17 protein-coding genes are annotated in these 21,055 nt (G+C 42.1%); 8 read left to right on the forward strand and 9 right to left on the reverse strand.

The features are described 5' to 3' along the window. Positions 1-34 precede the first annotated feature (34 nt). The 4 genes from BTW00_RS10580 (at position 35) to infA (ending at position 4,162) form a co-directional block, all read left to right on the forward strand. Complete coding sequence (locus BTW00_RS10580) at positions 35-1,687, forward strand: FimV/HubP family polar landmark protein (protein WP_075107382.1); 1,653 nt, start codon at positions 35-37, stop codon at positions 1,685-1,687. Positions 1,688-1,872: 185 nt separating this feature from the next. Beyond that, positions 1,873-2,946 carry an asparaginase gene (locus BTW00_RS10585; RefSeq protein ID WP_256714055.1) on the forward strand — a complete coding sequence of 358 codons (1,074 nt, stop codon included), beginning with the start codon at positions 1,873-1,875 and terminating at the stop codon, positions 2,944-2,946. A gap of 43 nt (positions 2,947-2,989) precedes the next feature. After that, positions 2,990-3,829, forward strand: a complete 840-nt coding sequence (gene truA, locus BTW00_RS10590; protein ID WP_075107383.1) for a tRNA pseudouridine(38-40) synthase TruA — start codon at positions 2,990-2,992, stop codon at positions 3,827-3,829. A gap of 111 nt (positions 3,830-3,940) precedes the next feature. Next, positions 3,941-4,162, forward strand: a complete 222-nt coding sequence (gene infA, locus BTW00_RS10595; RefSeq protein ID WP_021814850.1) for a translation initiation factor IF-1 — start codon at positions 3,941-3,943, stop codon at positions 4,160-4,162. A gap of 257 nt (positions 4,163-4,419) precedes the next feature. On the opposite strand, the gene BTW00_RS10600 is transcribed toward infA, so the two are convergent. The 6 genes from BTW00_RS10600 to leuC form a co-directional block, all read right to left on the reverse strand. Beyond that, entirely contained in the window at positions 4,420-5,694 is a 1,275-nt protein-coding gene (locus BTW00_RS10600; RefSeq protein WP_075107384.1) for a L,D-transpeptidase family protein, read from the reverse strand. 294 nt (positions 5,695-5,988) lie between these two features. Next, the gene (gene leuB, locus BTW00_RS10605; RefSeq protein WP_075107385.1) at positions 5,989-7,092 is read right to left on the reverse strand and encodes a 3-isopropylmalate dehydrogenase; all 1,104 of its coding nucleotides are present in this window, start codon (positions 7,090-7,092) and stop codon (positions 5,989-5,991) included. 39 nt (positions 7,093-7,131) lie between these two features. Continuing rightward, positions 7,132-7,851: a hypothetical protein gene (locus BTW00_RS10610; protein WP_075107386.1), complete on the reverse strand. Its 720-nt coding sequence runs from the start codon at positions 7,849-7,851 to the stop codon at positions 7,132-7,134. A 139-nt stretch (positions 7,852-7,990) separates the two neighbouring features. Further along, positions 7,991-8,641, reverse strand: a complete 651-nt coding sequence (gene leuD / locus BTW00_RS10615; RefSeq protein ID WP_075107387.1) for a 3-isopropylmalate dehydratase small subunit — start codon at positions 8,639-8,641, stop codon at positions 7,991-7,993. A gap of 86 nt (positions 8,642-8,727) precedes the next feature. Continuing rightward, positions 8,728-9,030: a hypothetical protein gene (locus BTW00_RS10620; RefSeq protein ID WP_143506591.1), complete on the reverse strand. Its 303-nt coding sequence runs from the start codon at positions 9,028-9,030 to the stop codon at positions 8,728-8,730. Positions 9,031-9,044: 14 nt separating this feature from the next. Continuing rightward, positions 9,045-10,463 carry a 3-isopropylmalate dehydratase large subunit gene (gene leuC, locus BTW00_RS10625; protein ID WP_075107389.1) on the reverse strand — a complete coding sequence of 473 codons (1,419 nt, stop codon included), beginning with the start codon at positions 10,461-10,463 and terminating at the stop codon, positions 9,045-9,047. Between the two features lie 473 nt (positions 10,464-10,936). On the opposite strand from leuC, the gene BTW00_RS10630 reads away from it, so the two are divergent. Next, a complete protein-coding gene (locus tag BTW00_RS10630; RefSeq protein WP_075107390.1) occupies positions 10,937-11,809 on the forward strand; it encodes a LysR family transcriptional regulator in 873 nt (290 codons plus the stop codon). Positions 11,810-12,284: 475 nt separating this feature from the next. Beyond that, entirely contained in the window at positions 12,285-13,784 is a 1,500-nt protein-coding gene (gene putP, locus BTW00_RS10635; RefSeq protein WP_075107391.1) for a sodium/proline symporter PutP, read from the forward strand. Between the two features lie 464 nt (positions 13,785-14,248). Here putP and BTW00_RS10640 read toward each other — a convergent pair whose 3' ends face one another. From BTW00_RS10640 to BTW00_RS10650, 3 genes are all read right to left on the reverse strand, one after another. Next, complete coding sequence (locus BTW00_RS10640; RefSeq protein WP_075107392.1) at positions 14,249-15,697, reverse strand: outer membrane protein transport protein; 1,449 nt, start codon at positions 15,695-15,697, stop codon at positions 14,249-14,251. Between the two features lie 371 nt (positions 15,698-16,068). After that, positions 16,069-17,286, reverse strand: a complete 1,218-nt coding sequence (locus BTW00_RS10645) for an OmpP1/FadL family transporter (RefSeq protein WP_075107393.1) — start codon at positions 17,284-17,286, stop codon at positions 16,069-16,071. A gap of 219 nt (positions 17,287-17,505) precedes the next feature. Continuing rightward, entirely contained in the window at positions 17,506-17,763 is a 258-nt protein-coding gene (locus BTW00_RS10650; RefSeq protein ID WP_058024131.1) for a SlyX family protein, read from the reverse strand. A 240-nt stretch (positions 17,764-18,003) separates the two neighbouring features. Between BTW00_RS10650 and BTW00_RS10655 the strand changes: the two genes are divergently transcribed. Beyond that, entirely contained in the window at positions 18,004-19,947 is a 1,944-nt protein-coding gene (locus BTW00_RS10655) for an ATP-binding cassette domain-containing protein (RefSeq protein ID WP_075107394.1), read from the forward strand. A gap of 523 nt (positions 19,948-20,470) precedes the next feature. After that, on the forward strand, positions 20,471-21,055 hold the full coding sequence (gene petA / locus BTW00_RS10660; protein WP_057759305.1) for a ubiquinol-cytochrome c reductase iron-sulfur subunit: 585 nt from the start codon (positions 20,471-20,473) through the stop codon (positions 21,053-21,055).

A 21,055-nucleotide genomic window follows, 5' to 3' on the forward strand; every position in this document is an offset into this window, starting at 1 on the left:
GCACGATGCTGTGATCTTAGGAGTAGGAATAACTATGGACAATATGCTATATATCATCGCCGGATTGGTGCTTATCCTGTTAGTCGCTGGTTTTTTATTGCGCAAAAATAAAGCACAAAAACAAAGTGTACAACCACCTGCAAGCTCAGTAAAAAATACCGCTGCACCAGCATCAAAAACGGATTATGGCACTGCTGCCCAAACCAATCAAAATGATAGCAATAAGTTCGATCATATTACGATTGCCCAGCGTTTCATGGATCAACAGCGCTACGACAAAGCCATTGAAACGATCAATCGTGGACTAAACGAAAAGCCTAATGACAGTCAGTTATCTATTAAGCTATTGAGCATATACGCTACGCTAGATCAGCCAGAAAACTTTCATGATGTCTATAACAGCATTAAAACTCATAACGACGCAAAAACCATTACGCTTGCTGATGAATTAAAAGATTTATACATTGGAGAGCAAAGTCCAGTAGCCGCACCAGAAGTAGCAATAGAAGATAATAATGATCGTTTTGATAGTCTAGATTTCGATTTATCTACTACTAATCAAGCCGATGATACAGCTGACATATCTGCTCGTCCTGTTATTAAAGATAATAACGATGCTGTAATAGATGAACCTATCGATAGCCCAGTGTTTTCAAGTGAGTCTACTGAAAACGTAGACGATAGCTTTGATCTGACGCTCAGTGACTTAGAAGATGATTTCAATGAGTCAAATGCTACTGATGAGACTCCTGTTACATCATTGGCCACAGATGATGATAGCCTTTATATTTCTACAAGCGACCATACTGATACTATCGAAAATAACGAGGCCAAGAATAATGAGGTCATAGAAGACAACGACCTTAGTGACTTTGAGTTCGATTTTGAATCACCTGCAGAAAACACTTTAATTAAAAATTCTAACGTATCAGATGTTCAAGACAGTGAAAGCGAAGCATTAGTGTTAGAAGACGACTTCATCTTAGATTTTGATGATTTAGCAGCCGATGCAGATAAAGATGCTTCTGTTAATAAAAATGAAGAAAAAGCTTATAGCAATGCTGTTCAAAACATTGAAGATGACTTTACTTTATCTTTAGACGATCTGGACGAATCAGACGACATTGATGCCGTTAACACTTTCGCGATTAATGAGCCATCTACTACTGACGTAAGTAACGATATTGATGGCTTTGTTTTGGAAGATATTGACTTTGAAAACGCTGATTCTGATAGTAGTACTCTCGAAGATAATGGCGTTGCAAACTTAAGTTTTGAAGAACAACTGATCAATGATGACACTGACATTAATGCTTTTGAAGCGTCAGATACCACGCCAGTTACGTCGTTAAGATTTGATGATGACACGCCTATAGCTGATGACTTCGATATCATAGACACTGATTCTTTATTAGAAGCTCCAGCTTCCACAACCGCACCAGTGGAGCTCGAATCTGATAACACCACTGAAGCGGTTGAATCAGCAGAAGATTTTTCATCGCGCTTTGCAGCAGATTTTGACTTTGTAAAATCATTAGATAGCAATCAAGTGACGCTAGATTTAGCCAATCAGTATTTACAATTAGGCGAATATGACAGTGCCAAACGTTTGCTTAATGAAGTGATCGCTCAGGGTAATAGTGAGCAGAAACAACAAGCACAACTATTACTTGAGCGCACAGCATAATCAGTCGTTTAGGTGCCTATCAGCAAGTATCTCTTATTATCGGAGGCTTGCTGATTTTTTGCATTTAATTCTGATACTATCTATTACTGACCTCTCAACCTGTCACTAATAAACGCTCTGGCGCTTCTTTTTTCATAATTATTTACTGTATTGATACTATGCCATCTTCTTTTATGACCAAAAACATGTCTGCCCCCGTTCAATTAATCTATGCTGGTGGTACCTTTGGTAGCTATGGCAAGCCGCTTGCGCCTTTATCGGCAGACGTCTTTTTACCTACGCTACAAAAGCTACTGACTGAGCAAAGCAATACGACTGGTTCACCAGCAATTTCATGGCTAGACAACACGCTGATCAAAGACAGTAGCCAGCTTACGCCAGTTGATTTTGTACATTTTTATCAGCTATTACTGAATGCTTATAGTCAAGGTGATAGACGCTTTGTCCTGATTAGTGGCACTGACACGTTGAGTTATTTAGGTGCATTTTTAGCAGAAGCGTTTGCCGGTAGCGATATTTGTATTGTGGTTACTGGAAGTATGCGGCCGTTATTAGATAGTGAAGTGATTCACTCCTACGATATCAATGCTCATAGCGACGCTTGGGGCAACCTTAACGACTCATTAAAACTAGCTACGGCTGGTGAATCAGGTGTCAAGATCAGTTTTGGCGGTGAATCGTGGCCTGCACAAACCGTGCAAAAAATTCACAGTCATGACCTTATGGCATTTACTGGGCATTCTCGAGCAGCGTATCCAACCAATAGTTATATAAGAAATCTATCAGATACTTGTAGACAGCATTGGCTGGATGATCAGCAAGACTTACTACCCAATATCAAAGCAAGTGCTGAGCAGGCCAAGATCCATGCTTTATACTGCTTACCTAATGATGTTCAGGTGCTCAATGATCAACTACAAGCGTTATTATCACAGCCGCCTTGTGGCATTATCCTATTAGGATTTGGCGCGGGGAATATTCCCTATTCGGCTGCACTAGCAAAGACGCTTGATTTGGTTCACGAGCATGGACACATGGTGATATCTGCCAGTCAATGTCCGTTTGGCGGTGTGAGCGACAGCTACGCGGCAGGCAGTTGGCAATATGACTACCACGTTATTGCTGGTGGACGCTTAACCATCCCTGCTATTTATGCACGGTTGTTATGGTTGCTACTGCGCTATGACAGTCCAGCAAGACGTCGTCAGCGCTGGTTGAATAATGTCAGTCAACCTGGCACAAGCATCAAAAAGCGATAAATGCTCTTTAATTAATTCCAACTTTATAAGCTTAGAAACCAAAATGTCTAAGATTGAAACTATCGAACCTGAACGTTCACCAACCTATACTTTGGCGATTGCGATTGAGTTTTTGGGTACGCACTATCATGGTTGGCAGCGGCAACGAGAAGTGCTGGGTGTACAAGAAGCACTAGAAACCGCTATCGGCAAGGTCGCCAATGAATCCGTCGAAGTCATTGCCGCTGGACGTACTGATGCCAGTGTCCATGCCAGCAATATGATTGCTCATTTTACCACGCATGCGTATCGCCCTACTCATAACTGGTTACGGGGTGTCAATAGCCTACTACCTGACGATATTGCTTTGCGCTGGATTCAGCCGATGCCAGCTGATTTCCATGCGCGTTTTGGTGCGATTGCCCGTCGTTATCGTTATATCACACTCAATCAAGCGCAGCGTTCTGCTATACTCAATCATCAGGTTACCCATATCTATGAGCCTTTAGACCTAGCAGCGATGCAAAAGGCAGCTGCCGATATCGTTGGTACTCACAATTTTAGCAGCTACCGTGCGGCGGCCTGTCAGTCCAATCAGCCAGTACGTACCGTCAGTCATGCCGACCTTTTTGCTCATGGTCAGTTTATTGTGTTCGATATACAGGCAGATGGATTTTTGCATCACATGGTTCGTAACTTGATGGGTACGCTATACGCGATTGGCAAACATGAGCTAGAACCAGCAGACTTTTTAAATATTTTGAGCAAAGAGGATCGGACAATTGCGCCGCCTACGGCCTCAGGGGATGGCTTGTATTTCATCAATGCCTATTATCCTGAGCATTTCCAGTGCCTATTGCCGCAGGCACCCCTCACACCGATTTGGTTAAACTTACCTGACTAAATCAGCATACATATCACTTACATGCTGTCAAGTCAAAACCAGGTTCTGTATTGCTTTAATCTGCTAACTTACGTATAATATGGGCTTATTTTTAATTGATTGATACAAATTATGGCAAAAGACGATATTATCGAATTTGAAGGCGAAGTCATTGATACCCTTCCTAACACTTTGTTCAAAGTTCGTTTAGAAAACGGACACGAAATCATTGCACACATCTCAGGTAAGATGCGTAAGCATTATATTCGTATCTTAACAGGTGATAAAGTTAAGGTTGAAATGACCCCTTATGACCTATCTAAAGGTCGTATTACTTATCGTGGTAAAAACTAAATACTCGCCAACTCATATGGTTATGAAAGTATTTATGAAAATACAGCCAATAGCCGAATAGCTACTTTATCGCTGATAGCTGATATAGACGCTTGAGTGGTTTGACTGATAATAATAATGAAAACGCTAACCTGCTCATTATTGCCTATCACTGTTTTAGTTATTTAGTATTCGCTGTTTGTTTCACCATAAAAAAATACCGCTAAATTCCAGCGGTATTTTTTTGTCTGCGTTTTATGAAATAATTAAACGATGAGTTATTTGAACTCGACAGTAGCATCGTTCTTGATAACACCTAATAGACTCAATGCATCCCAGTTAGTGAGGCGAACACAACCTGCTGATGCCTGACGACTGATACGTTCAGGATCAGGCGAGCCATGAATGCCATACGATGGTTTGCTAAGGCCAATCCATACCACACCAACAGGATTATTAGGGCCTGGTGGGATAATAGATTTTTTGCCATTATCACCAGTATAGGTATAGTTTGGCTCGTGAATTTTAACTTTGACCTTATGCGTACCTGTTGGTGAAGGTGTTGCTGTGCTCCCTACTGTGGTTGGATAGCTGGCAACCAGATTGTCACTGTCATCGTATGCATATAAGGTTTGCGTGTCTTTATCAGCGACCACTCGGCTCACTGGCGTTGTATTAGGGTTACCTGGGTTATAGACAATGATGGTTTCGCCACTTTTAAAGCTGGCATTTGGGTTAAGCGATTTGAGATAATCACGACTGATATGAAATTTTTCGCCCAAGGCTTCAAGGACGCTTTCATAATACATACCATCTAGCTTGGCTTTGGCTTCAGCACTAGCAGGAATTTGGGTAGTTTTGACATTCACATCAGCATCTGTCAGCTGATAACTGACTAATACAGGCTGTGAAGTAAGCGTAGAATTTTTAGTCAACGCCTGCCACGTCTCTTCATTGACCGCTTCGGTTACTGGTAATCCTTGAGCCTTTTGAAAAGCTTGCATGGCTTTGCGCGTGTTCTTGCCCCAGTAGCCATCGACCGCACCCACACCACTATGATTCCAATTCAGTAGCGCTTGTAATTTGGTACCAACATTACGATCAATCTTGGTATCAGCTTTCCATGTTGCTTCATTTACCTTTTTAGCAGTTTCTGATAGATTTTCTGTGCTGTATTCAATTTTGGTTAATAATTTATTTAGCGAATTTGCGGCTTTGCTATTACCATCTATTTGCTGACTAACACCGTTGGTGACTGGACTGATATCGTTACTATCAGTCATCGTGCTGTCCATCGTATCAGCATCCATACTGTTGCTATTAGTTTGGTTACTAGTAGATTGGTTGCTACTAGTACTCAGCTCTGCTTCGGTACCTGCATTGTTATTATTATCTATTGTAGTGTCTGTCATACCACTGTTAGACGACTTGCTCTCATTAGCCGTTTGTGCGCTATTTTCAGTACTATTAGCATTGCTGCTACAGCCCACTAATAATGCGGACGCTGTTCCCATCGCTATAACAACGCTGCCAACCTTAAGTAGTTGAGACATAAAAAAACTCCCTAAATAATTACCATGTATCGAAGAATATCGAAAAATTTATTATAGAAATATATTGCCATAGCCCTACCACTATTCCCTAACAACTTTATGTTAATAACTGACTCTTCCTACTGTGCATTTGTTAATAGGGTGAACAAACACACTGATCCGTTTACAATAAGGCATGACTCAATACCATATAACATAAAAAACCCATAAATTGCTCAGCAACTTATGGGTATAAAATGAACGAGATTAGACTGTGAAAACTACATAAAAATGGTCTGCACTAGATTAGTTGGCTTATACCAGTTTAGCCAATACCGCTTGCCCCATCTCTTGGCAGCCCACTTGCTTGAGTCCAGCTTCATTGCTGTCTAAAATATCAAGCGTACGCAGACCATCATCAAGCACATCACTGACTGCTTGCTCGATCGCCTGTGCGGCTTCCTCTTGCTTAAAGGTATAACGCAGCATCATAGCGACAGACAAAATAGTCGCCAATGGATTGGCTTTATCTTGCCCAGCGATATCAGGCGCGGAACCATGACATGGCTCATACATACCTTTGCCAGACTCATCCAAGCTCGCTGATGGCAGCATACCAATAGAACCGGTCAACATTGCCGCTTCATCAGATAAAATGTCACCAAACATATTGCCTGTTACCATGACATCAAACTGCTTAGGATCTTTGATCAACTGCATACAAGCATTGTCAGCATACATGTGCGATAACGCCACATCGCTATACTCTGCTTGCTGCATCTGAATCATTGTTTGCTTCCACAGCTCAGTCACTTCTAAGACGTTGGCTTTGTCTACTGAACATACTTTGGCAGCTGTACCTGCGGCTTGGGCACGGGTTTTTGCTAACTCAAAAGCAACTTTACCGATACGCTGAATCTCACTGGTGCTATACACCATCGTGTTATAGCCTTGCTGCTCACCATTTTCTAGTGTGCGAATACCACGTGGCTCGCCAAAATAAATGCCACCCGTCAGTTCGCGAACAATCAGCAAATCTAAACCAGATATAATTTCAGGCTTGATACTTGACGCATTGGCTAGCTGCGGATAAAGCTTTGCCACACGTAAATTGGCAAACAAACCCAGCTCACCACGGATTTTAAGCAGACCGCGCTCAGGGCGCTTACTACGTTCAATCGTATCCCATTTAGGGCCGCCGACAGCGCCTAATAATACAGCATCTGCTGCACGTGCACGCGCTAATGTTTCATCAGGTAAAGGCTCACCTGTGGCATCAATAGCCACACCACCAATCAATCCAGACTCTAATGTCAAATCAAGTGAAAACTTCTCATTGACGGCTTTGAGCACGTCGATGGCTTGAGTCATGATTTCAGGGCCAATACCATCGCCCGCTAATGTTAAAATCGTTGCCATACTAATCCTTTTGGATATATTTTTATCAATTAATTTTTATTACGCTGTGGTCTTTTTAGATTTAGATGCTGACGTCACTGCTTTGACCATGCCTGTCTCTACAAACTCACCTTGGTGCTCAGACTCTAACTGTTTACAGAATCGGCGCTGCACCTTATTACCTTGTAATAGATCAATACATAAAGGCTCAGGCGACGCTGTATCCAACAAACTGCCAGATTTTTCACTACTTCTCTTTTGATAAGCACGTAACTCGTAAGTACCTGCGTCCGCAAAATCATGAATCATCGCAAAACGCTCAACATATCCCATGTTATTCTCTGGATAAAAATTGACATGGACTTCACGTTTTGCAGGCATCATCCGTGCATAATAGTTGGTCAACCCTGGCATACCAGATGCGGCTAATGGCACTATCTTTATAGAGTTTTTACTCATGAGCGGTGTCATCTCTATGCTGGTTTGGGGCGTTGCAGCGCTTTTATAACTTGGCAAAGACGCTACAATCTGAGGATTAACTGGCTCATGATTATCAGGGGAAACAACCAGTGTCTGATCTATTTGCACGATTTCACAGTGGTAAGTACCGACGCACGCGATGTTCACTTCGCCAGCAACGGGTTGGATATTACCTACCCACGCTTCAGCACTTTCTGCCTCATCTATTTTTTGATAGCCCGTCAATAGCTGGCAGCCTGACAAAAATAAGCTTGCAGCAACAATCGTACTTGTCGATAGAGCATAACGTTTTTTATTCATAATGGCGGCTACTATTCATAAGAGAGATAATAAAGTATGGTAAAAACTACCCTTCATTTTAGCCAGTTCACCACCATAACTCAACGCTGCGTTGCGACTGACCAGCAGTTTTGTGAGCAAGGGATCATAAAATCCTTATCTAAGCGCGTACATCGTTAAAGATCCATGGCGTTTTTTGCATCATTTTATGCTCATAGTCTTTGATAGCATCGCTTTGCTGCAAGGTTAAACCGATATCATCTAGCCCATTTAACAAGCAATGTTTGCGAAAAGCATCCACTTCAAAAGCATACTCTTCACCTGTTGGCGTGATGACTACCTGACGCTCAAGATCTGCCGTCAGCTCATAGCCTTCATTGGCAACAGTCGCCTTCATTAATGTATCCACAATCGCTTCATCTAGTACAATCGGCAACATGCCATTTTTAAAGCAGTTATTGTAAAAGATATCAGCAAAACTTGGTGCGATAACCGTACGAAAGCCATATTCTGATAATGCCCAAGGTGCATGCTCACGACTAGAGCCGCAGCCAAAGTTTCTGCGTGCCAGCAATATAGTAGCGCCTTGATAGCGGGGTTTATTCAATACAAAGTCTGGATTGATAACGCGTGTGCTGTGGTCTTGGCCCGGATATCCTTCATCAAGATAACGCCAATCATCAAATAAATTCACGCCAAAGCCTGTACGTTTAATAGACTTCAAAAACTGTTTTGCGATAATTTGATCGGTATCGACGTTTGCACGATCAAGTGGGCAAACGATACCGGTTTGGGTGTTATAAGCTTGCATGGTTTTTCCTTTTCTATTAGCTTGTGTTTTCTAAGTGTAAAGTTGCCAGAATTATTGAATTAATTATCGCCAATTCCACTTTAAACTTAACAAGCATACTTAAAGTGTACTTGATTCATTGAAGATAACTCAATGATGAAATCCTCTTCAAAATCAATCTGTCTATATGAGCGATCAGTAACTGTAATAGTAGCCACATGAACATTGTTAATTTTGCATACCCAATGAACAATGGGGCTTGCAACACTAGCCAATCGATAATTATCTAAAATTGTAATTATCAACTCTTTCAAAGGTAGTGTTGTTTCTAAACTAAATTCAGCATGATGAGGTGCATCCGCATCATCACCCATACAAACAGAATCTCTAGTTACTTCAAAATTTGCCATTTTTTTAGAGTACGTTAATAAGTGCGCACATCCACAAAATGACCTGCCAACGCTGCTGCAGCTGCCATTGCTGGACTGACCAAATGCGTACGACCACCATTACCCTGACGACCTTCGAAATTACGATTAGACGTCGATGCACAATGCTCTTGCGGCTCAAGTTTGTCTGCATTCATGGCAAGACACATTGAACAACCCGGCTCGCGCCATTCAAAACCCGCTTCGGTAAACAAAGCATCTAAACCTTCAGCCTCTGCTTGTAGTTTTACTTGTCCAGAACCTGCAACAACGATGGCTTCTTTGATATTATCAGCCACTTTGCGTCCTTTGATCACTGCTGCAGCGTCCCGCAAATCTTCGATACGCGAATTGGTACATGAGCCAATAAATATACGATCAAGCTGAATGTCCGTGATTTTCTGACCAGCTTCTAAACCCATATAGGTATATGCGCGTAACCAACCTTCTTCTTGGGCTTCATCAATGGCTTGGTCAGGTGTCGGTACCGATTGGGTGATATCAACGACCATCTCAGGCGAGGTACCCCAAGATACTTGCGGTGCTATTTGGCTACCATCGATCTCAACCACGGTATCAAATACTGCGTCATCATCTGAATATAATGTACGCCAGTAGGCTTCAGCTTGTGGCCACTGTGACTCGTTTGGCGCGTACGGGCGACCTTTAACATAGTCTATCGTCGTATCATCAACGGCAACCATACCCACGCGAGCACCAGCCTCAATTGCCATGTTACAGACAGTCATACGACCTTCCATACTCATGTCTTCAAACACTTGACCTGCAAATTCAATCGCATGTCCAGTTCCGCCTGCCGTACCGATCTTCGCAATAATGGCCAGCACGACGTCTTTTGAGGTCACGCCCGCACCAAGTTGACCAGTGACGCGGATTTGCATATTTTTTGATTTCTTTTGGATCAAGCACTGCGTTGCCAATACGTGCTCAACTTCAGAAGTGCCGATACCATGTGCCAAGCAACCAAGTGCGCCATGTGTCGCTGTATGCGAATCACCGCAAACAACGGTCATACCTGGCAACACAAGACCTTGCTCAGGACCAACGACATGCAAAATTCCTTGACGCGCATCGTTGATTGTAAATTCTGCGATATCAAATTTGGTGCAGTTCTCATCCAATGTGACAACCTGCAGACGTGATACCTTGTCTTTAATACCAGGGACACCTGCTGAGCGCTCTTTGGTGACTGTTGGCACATTGTGGTCAGGACTGGCGATATTGGCAGACAAACGCCATGGTGCTCTATTGGCAAGCTCCAACCCTTCAAACGCTTGTGGACTCGTCACTTCATGCAACAGATGGCGATCGATATAAATTAAGCTCGAACCGTCGTCACGCTTGGTGACTTCATGAGCATTCCAAAGTTTGTCATATAAAGTTTGACCGGCCATGATGCTATCCTTTATTAATTACTACTGACTTGATTTTCGCTTGCTCACCTGTTGGTAAGCTAAGGTTCTGTTTGTTCAATTAACGATTAGATTTATCTATAATGTCGTATTTAACTGCATGATAGCTCTTTATGATTTGTGTGAGAGCATCATTTTGCAATAACTTCTACCTAATCAATGATATTGAAATATATATTCTAGAATTGCTATATTTTGTGTAGTATAAATATTATTCATTAATAATTTTAGATTTGTGGCTATAAGCAGCGCCTAAAACACGCTTGAGACTGCAAATAATCAACCTAAAAGAATAAATATGTGACAATACGCCTTGATATCTTGTGATTATAGCAGGCAAATCCTATAATAATAATTGATGATTTTTAACCAGATGCAAACTTTTATTTTTAATACATTATCATTGGCTCAGCCCACTTTTATTTATAGCTCATAAAGTAGCTAAGGAAATCCGTTTGAACACCACAAACTTGACGACATTCGTTACCGTTATGCACACTGGCAGTATTTCAGGTGCCGCAGAAAAGCTGTTCATCACTCAGCCTGCCGTCAGTAAGCGCATCAAAAACTTAGAAGATGAGTTTAACATTACTTTATTTGATACTGTAGGCCGCGGGATTGTACCTACGCAGGCTGCTATTGAGATGCTGCCACATGCAAAACGTTGGTTGGAAGATTATGAGAACTTCAAGATTAACTTGCAGCATTCTCAGCATATCGTCTCTGGCAAGCTTGTGATTGGCACGAGCCATCATATTGGTTTGCATCATCTAGCACCCGTGCTTAAGCATTTTATTCAGACTTATCCCGCTGTTCAGTTAGAGGTTCATTTTGTCGATTCAGAAAAAGCACATAAAGCCGTATTAGATGGCGATCTATCGTTGGCGTTTGTCACGCTACCGCCTGTATACGATAAACGCTTGACCTATCACACGCTTTGGTCAGATCCACTTTATTTTATGACGGGTACTTTGTCACCTTTGGCAACCAAATCTAATGTCACTTTAGAGCAGTTAGCACGCCATCCTGCGATTTTGCCTTCTGCGAATACCTTTACCAGTCAGATTACTTTGGCTGAGTTTGCTAAGCATAACCTAAAACCTTATGCCACGATGAGTACCAATCCGCTTGAATCTATTCGGATGCTGGTTTCTGTTGGACTGGGTTGGTCAGTCCTTCCACAAACTATGGTCAGTCAAGATTTGGAACGTATCGACATGGCCGACAATATTGAATTACAACGTTATTTAGGTGTGGTTATCAATCCGAAGCTAACACAATCTAGTAGCGTAACCGCACTACTCGATTTGCTTGCGCCGATTGAGTAAAACCATCCTAATATAACAATTTAAGTATTTAAGCTATTCGCATTTGTGACTCTCATACGTTATAATATGCTTGACGTTGTTTTAATAACAAAAATTTACCACAAGGACACTGATAGTCATATATTGAATACTTCTAGTAAGATATGATGGTTAACAGTAGGTTTAATGGTTTCGCTGATTGGTTATGTAGGTTGCTAATACTCATATATAAATAGCAGATGCGAGCAACAACAGTCTATAAATGGAATGCGAGGTTCCCATTGTTCTCTATCTCTATATGAGTGCTAGCCATATAACGACATCAATCATATAAAACTACAAAAGATACTGAAAAAAGCCATTATGTCTTAATTAATGGCTTTTTTTGTCTTTAGACATTGTTTGAGATATTTTGTTTGAGGCATCGTCTTTTATGACAGAACTTTTATAGTTAAAAAATAATTAAAGCCAACAATGTTGGTTAAGGATAACTTATATGAACGGAGTTTCTAGTGGCGTGCTTATATCACTTGGCGCCTATTTTTTAGTGATGATTGGAATTGGTGTTTATGCTTATTTTAAGCAAGCCAATGATACCGAGGGTTATCTTTTAGGAGGACGTAATCTAGGTCCAGCAGTTACTGCACTTTCAGCAGGCGCATCGGACATGTCAGGTTGGTTGCTACTCGGACTACCAGGCTATATGTATGCAGATGGTGTGGTGAGTATTTGGATCGCACTTGGTTTGACCCTTGGTGCCTTTTTAAACTATATCATCGTAGCACCGCGTCTTCGTGTTTATACCGAAGTCGCTGATAACGCTATTACTTTGCCTGACTATTTTGCCAACCGCTTCGAAGATAAATCGCATATGCTGCGTGTAATCTCCGCTTTGGTTATCATTTTATTCTTTACTGTCTACACAGCGGCAAGTCTCGTAGGCGGTGGTAAGCTTTTTGAAAGCTCACTTAACCTATCTTACACCACAGGACTTTGGGTGACTGCTGGCGTCGTTGTCGGTTACACGCTATTCGGTGGTTTCTTAGCAGTATCGATGACTGACTTTGTTCAGGGTATCATCATGCTGTTTGCGATGGTCATTGTACCTCTCGTTGCCTTTACGGATCTTGGCGGTGTTTCAGCCACGACTGAAGCCGTTAGAAACATTGATCCAAGCCTACTAAATATTACTAGCGGTATGAGTATCATCGGTATCATTTCACTCATGGCATGGGGTTTAGGATATTTTGGTCAGCCGCATATTATTGTACGTTTTATGGCAATCCGCTCAGTACGAGATGTGCCTACTGCGCGTAATATCGGTATGAGCTGGATGATTGTCAGTCTTATTGGTGCGCTCATGACTGGTTTTGCTGGTCGTGCTTATGTACAAAAGACAGCTATGACGTTAGATGATCCTGAGACTATCTTTTTAGTATTCACTCAGTTCCTATTCCACCCGTTGGTTTCAGGTTTTCTATTAGCAGCGATTTTAGCGGCCATCATGAGTACCATCTCATCGCAGCTATTGGTAGTATCAAGCTCATTAACCAAAGACGTTTATAAACTATTCTTTGACAGAGATGCACCAGAAGCTCGTCAAGTATTGGTTGGACGTATCTCAGTTGTCGTGGTCGCTATTGTTGCTATCTTGTTAGCTTCTGATCCAGACAGCTCAGTATTGAACCTAGTATCAAACGCATGGGCAGGATTTGGTGCAGCGTTTGGGCCGTTGGTTATTTTCAGTCTCACATGGCGCCGCATGAACCGTAATGGTGCTGTTGCTGGTATGGTTGTTGGTGCATTGACTGTTATCCTATGGATTTATGGTCCTTTCCAGGTAGATGGTATGGCACTAAATAGCTGGTTATATGCTATTGTTCCAGGCTTTATCTTAAGTACCATCGCTATCTTTGCAGTAAGTATCATGACTGGTGGCCCAAGAGAATCAGTCGCCGCTAAATACAAAGAGATGGAATTGAACCTGAACAAGTAGGTTTATACAGTAACTTTACCTTATCACTATAAAAAAACCTCGCCACTAATGGCGAGGTTTTTTATTGGTAGCTATTAATTATGATGTAAGTAGCTACTATTATAAGTAGGAAGGCTGCTCTAACCTTCTATTATGAGTATCTACTCTTAATAGAATAGCTATGTACTATTGCCAAATGGATCTGTCTAAACATGCCCCTACCTATATGGATAGCTAACTATCATATAGGTAGCGACAATGGATACATTGCTTACCATTCAATCAACTGGAAGGCAGATATCACACGTATAACAACATATGAGTAGTAAGTAGGTTGTAGCTATCAGTTATTAATTTACTCTCTGTAAAACACTCTAAATATCTTTCCATATCTAAGAGTTTTTATTCACTTCAAAATATTGGAATCAATAAAAAAGCGACCTATGATAGGCCGCTTTTTATTGTCTACAGGAGATACAAATCGATTATTTACCCTGATAAGAAAGCTTTAAACCAGCAATGTAACCATCATTATCTTGGAAATCACCAACGATTTTTCCACTAGGTAGACGACCTTTTGCATCACCGAACCATAAGTATTTACCACCAGCCGACACTGCCCAGTTTTCCGTCACGTTGTATTTGGCACCAAGACCGACGCTGTAATAGCCATCTACAGGACCTAACGACGTTGTTGGATCACCGGCACCACTATCCCAACCCACAGTACCACTGATAGCAAGTGCTGGTGCAACACGCTTGGCAAGACCAAGCTCCACTTGCCATTGGTCATCTTCGTATTCAACCAAGTCCAAACCATCAGGGCCGTAATTACGTTTACTAACGTCATTATATAATGGTGGTGTGATGACAAAATCGCTCCATGGTACCCAACGCACTTTTGCCGTTGCTAAAGTAGTCGGATTGATACCTGTTTGGAAATCAAAGTTGACTGATTTAGGGGTTGTAATCTCATAATTACTGTTCCGGTTAGCAGCCGCAGCCCCTATAGCCGCTGCCTGTGCTGGAGTCGCTCCTTGCTGCAAAGCAGCTTCTTGAGCCAAAATACCTGCTATAGGATAATTCTCAGAGATATCTATATCATGATCAATCTCAGAACGATAAGTCAACGCTGCTTTTAGAGCAATTTCAGGCTTGCTATAGGCAATGCCTGCGATATAACCATAATCCATATCAGGATTGCTGTTTGACGTATAGCCAGTCGCTGGACCATAAGCGAGACCACGCAATTTGGTTTCAGATTGGATACGCTGAGCAACTGGACCACCATAAATTTGGAAGTTTTTATTGGCACCGAATTTCATTCCCAGAATACCAGTCAAGCTTTGGCTACGGACTTCTACATTAGTATTTTCGCCTGCATTACCTGCTTCAGCTTGTGCTACTGCTACTGCTCCACGCAATCCGTCTAATTGAGCCTGCTGTTCTGGAGTCAAAACACCCGCTGTTTCTCCTGCAGCCAGAGCACCGATTGCACCCTGTGCCGCTGCCAGACTTGGCGCTGCACCATTAGTAATAGAAGCAATAGAAGCGTCGACATCTCCTTGTGAGACAAAGTTACTTTGGGTATATTCAGCAGCTGCACCGAAAGGCTCGTCATATAAAATACCAACACTAAAGGTATCGTTAATATCTGCTTTTACGCCATAGCGGAAGAAATCGTAAGACTCAGCAATATCACCTGTCTTATCACCACGTACATAATCATTTTGAGAAGGGTTAGTGTTAGCACTATCGTAGCCGCTTACATCAGCGTCAATATAAGTATAGACCGCTTCAGCGTAAGTGCCATCTTGAAAAAAAGCAGTGACATCTTGACCTGAACGATCAAGACCAGCAGCGTTGGTTACGCTAGCAACAGAGAGAGTAGCAATAGCTACTGCAAGGGTTTTCAAATGAAAGGTAGTGCGCATTGTGTATCTCCAACGGTCCTTGTTGTATTAATACTTTAATAACCATTATGTAGCATTGCTATGCTTAATACTGGTATTACTAAAGTTTCGTCCTAAGTTGAATACTAATGTCTTTTTGACACTAAAACAACATTTAAAGTGCTTTATTTCTCAATTATGACTGAACAGTACATATAAGATATAAATAAAATGCTGTGGTTTACTTTTTATCCTTAGTGTGTTTTTTACGGTGAGGTCTATAGTCATAAAATAAATATTTTTACCTATAGTCTGTTAAATGTGATTTCTAAAAACACATAATAAAAAAGCGACCCTTAAAGGATCGCTTTTTTATATTAGTAGCAAACAGTATCACATAATTTATTTGTGATTTACTGAGCTTGGTAAGATACCTTTACACCCAATACAAAACCATCGTTACTTTCGAAATCACTAACGATCGTCTTAGTTGGGATTTGACCTTTGGCATCACCGAACCATAAGTATTTACCGCCAGCAGATATCGCCCAGTTTTCGGTCACATTATATTTCGCGCCAAGACCAGCGCTATAATAGCCTTCGATAGGACCTAATGAGGTGACTGGGTTACCTGCACCACTGTCCCAACCAACAGTACCACTGATAGCAAGTGCTGGCGCGACACGCTTAGCCAATCCTAGCTCTACTTGCCATTGGTCGTCATCATAGCTAACTAACGCTAACCCCTTATCATCCTGAGTCGAAATCTTGCTAACATCGTTATATAGTGATGGTACGATAGCAAAATCACTCCATGGTACCCAACGTACTTTTGCAGTCGCTAGGGTTGTAGGGTTGATGCCAGTTTGAAAATCAAAGTTCACTGATTCAGGCGTAGTTATTTCAATGCTATCAACTCTGTTTGTTGACAGGCCAAGTGCAGAAACCACAGAAGCTGGTATAAGACCAGAACCTACAACAGGATAAATTTCAGATGCTTGAGCGTTATGTTCGATTTCCGATCGGTATGTTAATGATGCTTTTAACGCAATTTCAGGCTTGCTATAAGCTACGCCTGCGATATAACCGTAATCTTGATCAGCATTAATATTCGTAGTGTAACCGTTCGCAGCTTCATAAGCAGGACCGCGTAGCTTTACATCTGCCTTTACGCGCTGAGCAACTGGGCCACCGTATACTTGGAAGTTTTTATTTTGACCAAACTTCGCACCAAGGATACCAGTAATACTCTCTGTACGTACTTCTACGTTAGTACCCTCACCGTTTGCATTTACAAAGTTATTATCACCAGTATAGTCAGCGGCTGCGCCAAAAGGCTCATCATATAAGACGCCAACACTAAACGTGTCGTTGATGTCTGCTTTTACGCCATAACGGAAAAAGTCATAAGACTCTGCAATGTCATCAATCTTATTTCTTTCATCTGATTTGTCTTCACCCGTTACATCAGCATCGATATAAGTATAGACAGCTTCAGCATAGGTGCCATCTTGTAGGAATGCGGTGACATCTTGACCTGAACGGTCAAGACCAGCAGCACTAGCAGCGCTAGCGACAGATAGAGCAGCGATAGCCACTGCAAGGGTTTTTAAGTGAAAGGTGGCGCGCATTTTACATCTCCAAACATCCGCATTGTTTTACTGCTTTACTTAATTCTCTTAAGTAAGCAGCATCCGAGATGGAAGATAGTAAAGATTTTTTAACACTAAAACAACTGCCAAAATACATTATTTCCATATTATGACTATTAAGTCACCAAAGGGTACCTTTATCTAAAAATATACATATTGCGACCATTTACTACTGGTTATCTTACTTGCTATTATTTTTCAGTAATGTGGCGGTCTATCCGCCATCACATCAAATGGGGCAATACCACTCTCTGGGTCTTGATTTTCTATTTGCTTATAAATCAGTTGTAGCTGACGTTGTAATGTCTGAATATCTTTGTCTTGACGTGCGATCACCTCATCAAGCCTTTCTACTGTGATCTCAAGGTGGGCTACGTTCATTTGCAGATCAATTACTTGGGTTTGCAAGTCGTCTTGTATGCTCGCAGCAGCATCTTTGTTATTAGATTGATTCATATTTTTCTCTAAAGTATCGTAAATATAAGGCTGAAAGGTTTAGTAAGTAAAATAGGTGACAAAACCTAAGTGGCATCATTAAACCCATCATGCTAATCAAAAAATAGCCACTATGAATAACAGCTATAAATAGTACTAATAAAACGATTTACTCGCACTACAGTTGCGCGGTGGCATGTTATACTGCTGGCAATTTTACAACAACCCCTACCTCACTATTATATAAGCTTAAGATACTCTATGGCACTGATTCATTTAAAAGACATTCACTTAGCGTTTGGCGTCGCGCCTGTTCTTGATGGTATTGATTTTTCTATCAATTCAGGCGAGCGTGTGTGTTTGATTGGCCGCAATGGCGAAGGTAAATCCACCTTATTCAAACTGATTAATGGCTCATTGCAGCCTGACAGTGGCGAGATTATTACCAACAGCAGTATGCGTGTTGCGATGCTTGAGCAAGACGTCCCCGAGTCGAGCGGACGCATACTCGATATCGTCATGGGCGGTAGCCGCCGCACAGCTGACTTGCTCATTAACTATAACAAGCAAGTGGAGATGTGCGCCAATGGCGACATGGACGCTTGCGAGCATATGGCGACCCTGCAGCATGATATCGATGCGGTACATGGTTGGGATTTAGAACGTGATGCCATGCGTCTGATCACAACGATGGGACTTGATCCGGAAGATGATTTGTCATCACTCTCTGGTGGTCGTAAGCGCCGCGTACTACTTGCTCGTGCGTTAGTAACCAAGCCTGACGTGCTCTTACTCGATGAACCAACCAACCATTTGGACGTTGAAAGTATCGAATGGCTAGAGCGCTTTTTGCTTGACTGGCAAGGTCTGACGTTGTTGTTCGTGACCCATGATAGAGCATTTGTGAATAAATTATCGACTCGTATCATCGAGCTTGATCGTGGTCAATTGACCAGCTATGACGTGACCCAAGGCGAAGGTGGCTACGCCCGCTACCAAGAGCTAAAAGAGCTACAATTACAGGCTGAAGAAAAGAACAACGCCAACTTTGATAAAAAACTGGCGCAAGAAGAAGTCTGGATTCGCCAAGGTATCAAAGCCCGCCGTACCCGTAATGAAGGCCGCGTCCGTGAACTAAAAGCATTGCGTGAAGAGCGCCGCGAACGCCGTGAGCAAGTGGGTAATGTAAACATCACGATGGGTCAAGGCGAAAAAAGCGGCAAGCTCGTTTGTAAAGTCAAAAACCTGCACCTTGAATATGAGGGTAATGTACTGGTTGACAACTTTACGACCACTATTATGCGCGGCGACAAAATCGGTATTGTCGGCCCTAACGGTGCTGGTAAAACCACCCTTATCAAAGCCCTACTCGACATGTCTGACGATGAAGTCACTAAAACGGGTAGTGTTGAACTGGGCACCAATCTAAAAATCGCGTTTTTTGACCAGCTACGTGATCAGCTAGATCTTGAAGCCAGCGTCGCGCAAAACGTCTCAGAAGGTTCTGACTTTGTCGAAGTTGGCGGTCGCAAGACACATATCATGAGCTATTTACAAGACTTCTTATTTGCACCAGAGCGTGCACGTACCCCTGTCAAAGCACTATCTGGTGGTGAGCGTAACCGTGTATTGCTGGCCAAGCAGTTATTGAAACCTGCTAATATTTTGGTGCTCGATGAGCCAACCAACGATTTGGACATGGCGACACTTGAGCTATTAGAAGAGTCAGTCAGCAGCTTTAACGGTACCATCTTGCTGATCAGTCATGACCGCTCATTTATGGACAATGTGGTCACCTCCACCTGGGTATTTGACACGGATGAAAATGGCAATGGCATCGTCAAAGAGTATGTCGGCGGCTACCAAGAGTATTTGGTGCAAAAAACCCGAGAAGAGGCAGCACGTGCCGCAAAAACACCTGCCAATAATGCGGTCAGCAAAAAAGCGGCAAATAAATCTGGCGCAGATACCAAGCCTAAAAAAGCAGCCAAAAAGCTGAATTATAATGAGCAGCGTGAATTGGATAACTTACCAAAAGAAATCGCCGCACTCGAAGCCGAACAAACTCAACTACAAGAAAAATTGGCTGATGGCTCTTGGTTTAATACCGACTTTGATGCAGCGACAGCCGCAAGTGAGCGGTTATTGACAATCGAAGATGAAATGATGAGTAAGCTTGAGCGTTGGAGCGAGCTTGAAGGCTAATAATGGCACTTCTCTAGCCACATTTATTAGAATATCGCATATGTACTTTGCATTGCGTATGTCGATAAACAAGTTTCTGATAGTCTGATAAAGCATTATTAATTATTCTGAAAGCATCACCACTTTATTATATGGAGTGGTGATATTCGTTTTATGACGTTTTATCCAGTAGTGAGATGGTGAAAGTTAGTGAACATTTTCGTAATTTCAAGTATCATTCGCTATTGCTGAAAAATCCTTATTAATTATAAGGTCATGACATTTACAATCCCTATAAAAGCAAAGTTGGCGTTAAACATTGATAATCCGACTGTTTTAATATGGTTGTCATATTCAACCCCCTAATATGCCCTATTAAGGTTGCTTTATTTTTAACGCAATAATTTATTTTATCACCGAAATAGCTTAGAATAGTAACAATTAGCAAAATTAGGCACAGCTAAAGTGGCTTGATATTGTATATTTTCTAAGCCACAAACCCAGTGTGGGATAATCCCATTTCATTCACCTGGAGGAAGTATTAATGAGCCAAGCCGAAGGCGTTAATGTACAACGCCGTAGAGTTCTTATTGCCTCAACTGCCGCGATTGGTGCAGCTGGGGTAGCTGCCGTGGCGACACCTTTTGTCCGTTCTTGGTACCCAAGCGCTAAAGCTGAGGCTGCAGGGGCTGCAGTGACCCAAGATATTGGTTCTATCGAAGATGGACAAATGATCGTCGTCAAATACCGTGGTAAACCTATTTATGTGGTTAAGCGCACCGAAGACATGGTTGCAGGACTAGAGTCAGTCAAACCTCTATTATCTGATCCTGAGTCTGATGCGTCTCTACAACCTGAATATTGCAAAAATCCTACTCGCTCTTTAGATCCAACCGTATTGGTGGTCGAAGGCGTTTGCACACATTTGGGCTGTGCACCAAACTACCGTCCTGATGTGGGCGCGGTGGATTTAGGTGGTAATGATTGGTACGGCGGATTTTTCTGTCCGTGTCACGGGTCAAAATATGACTTAGCAGGTCGCGTATATAGCGGCGTCCCTGCACCACTTAATTTACCCGTTCCAGAATATGGTATGGATGGTACCATCTTGACGGTTGGGGAGGCTTAA

The organism is Psychrobacter sp. C 20.9 (assembly GCF_001921765.1).
In the GTDB taxonomy this organism is placed as follows: Bacteria; Pseudomonadota; Gammaproteobacteria; order Pseudomonadales; family Moraxellaceae; genus Psychrobacter; species Psychrobacter piscatorii_B.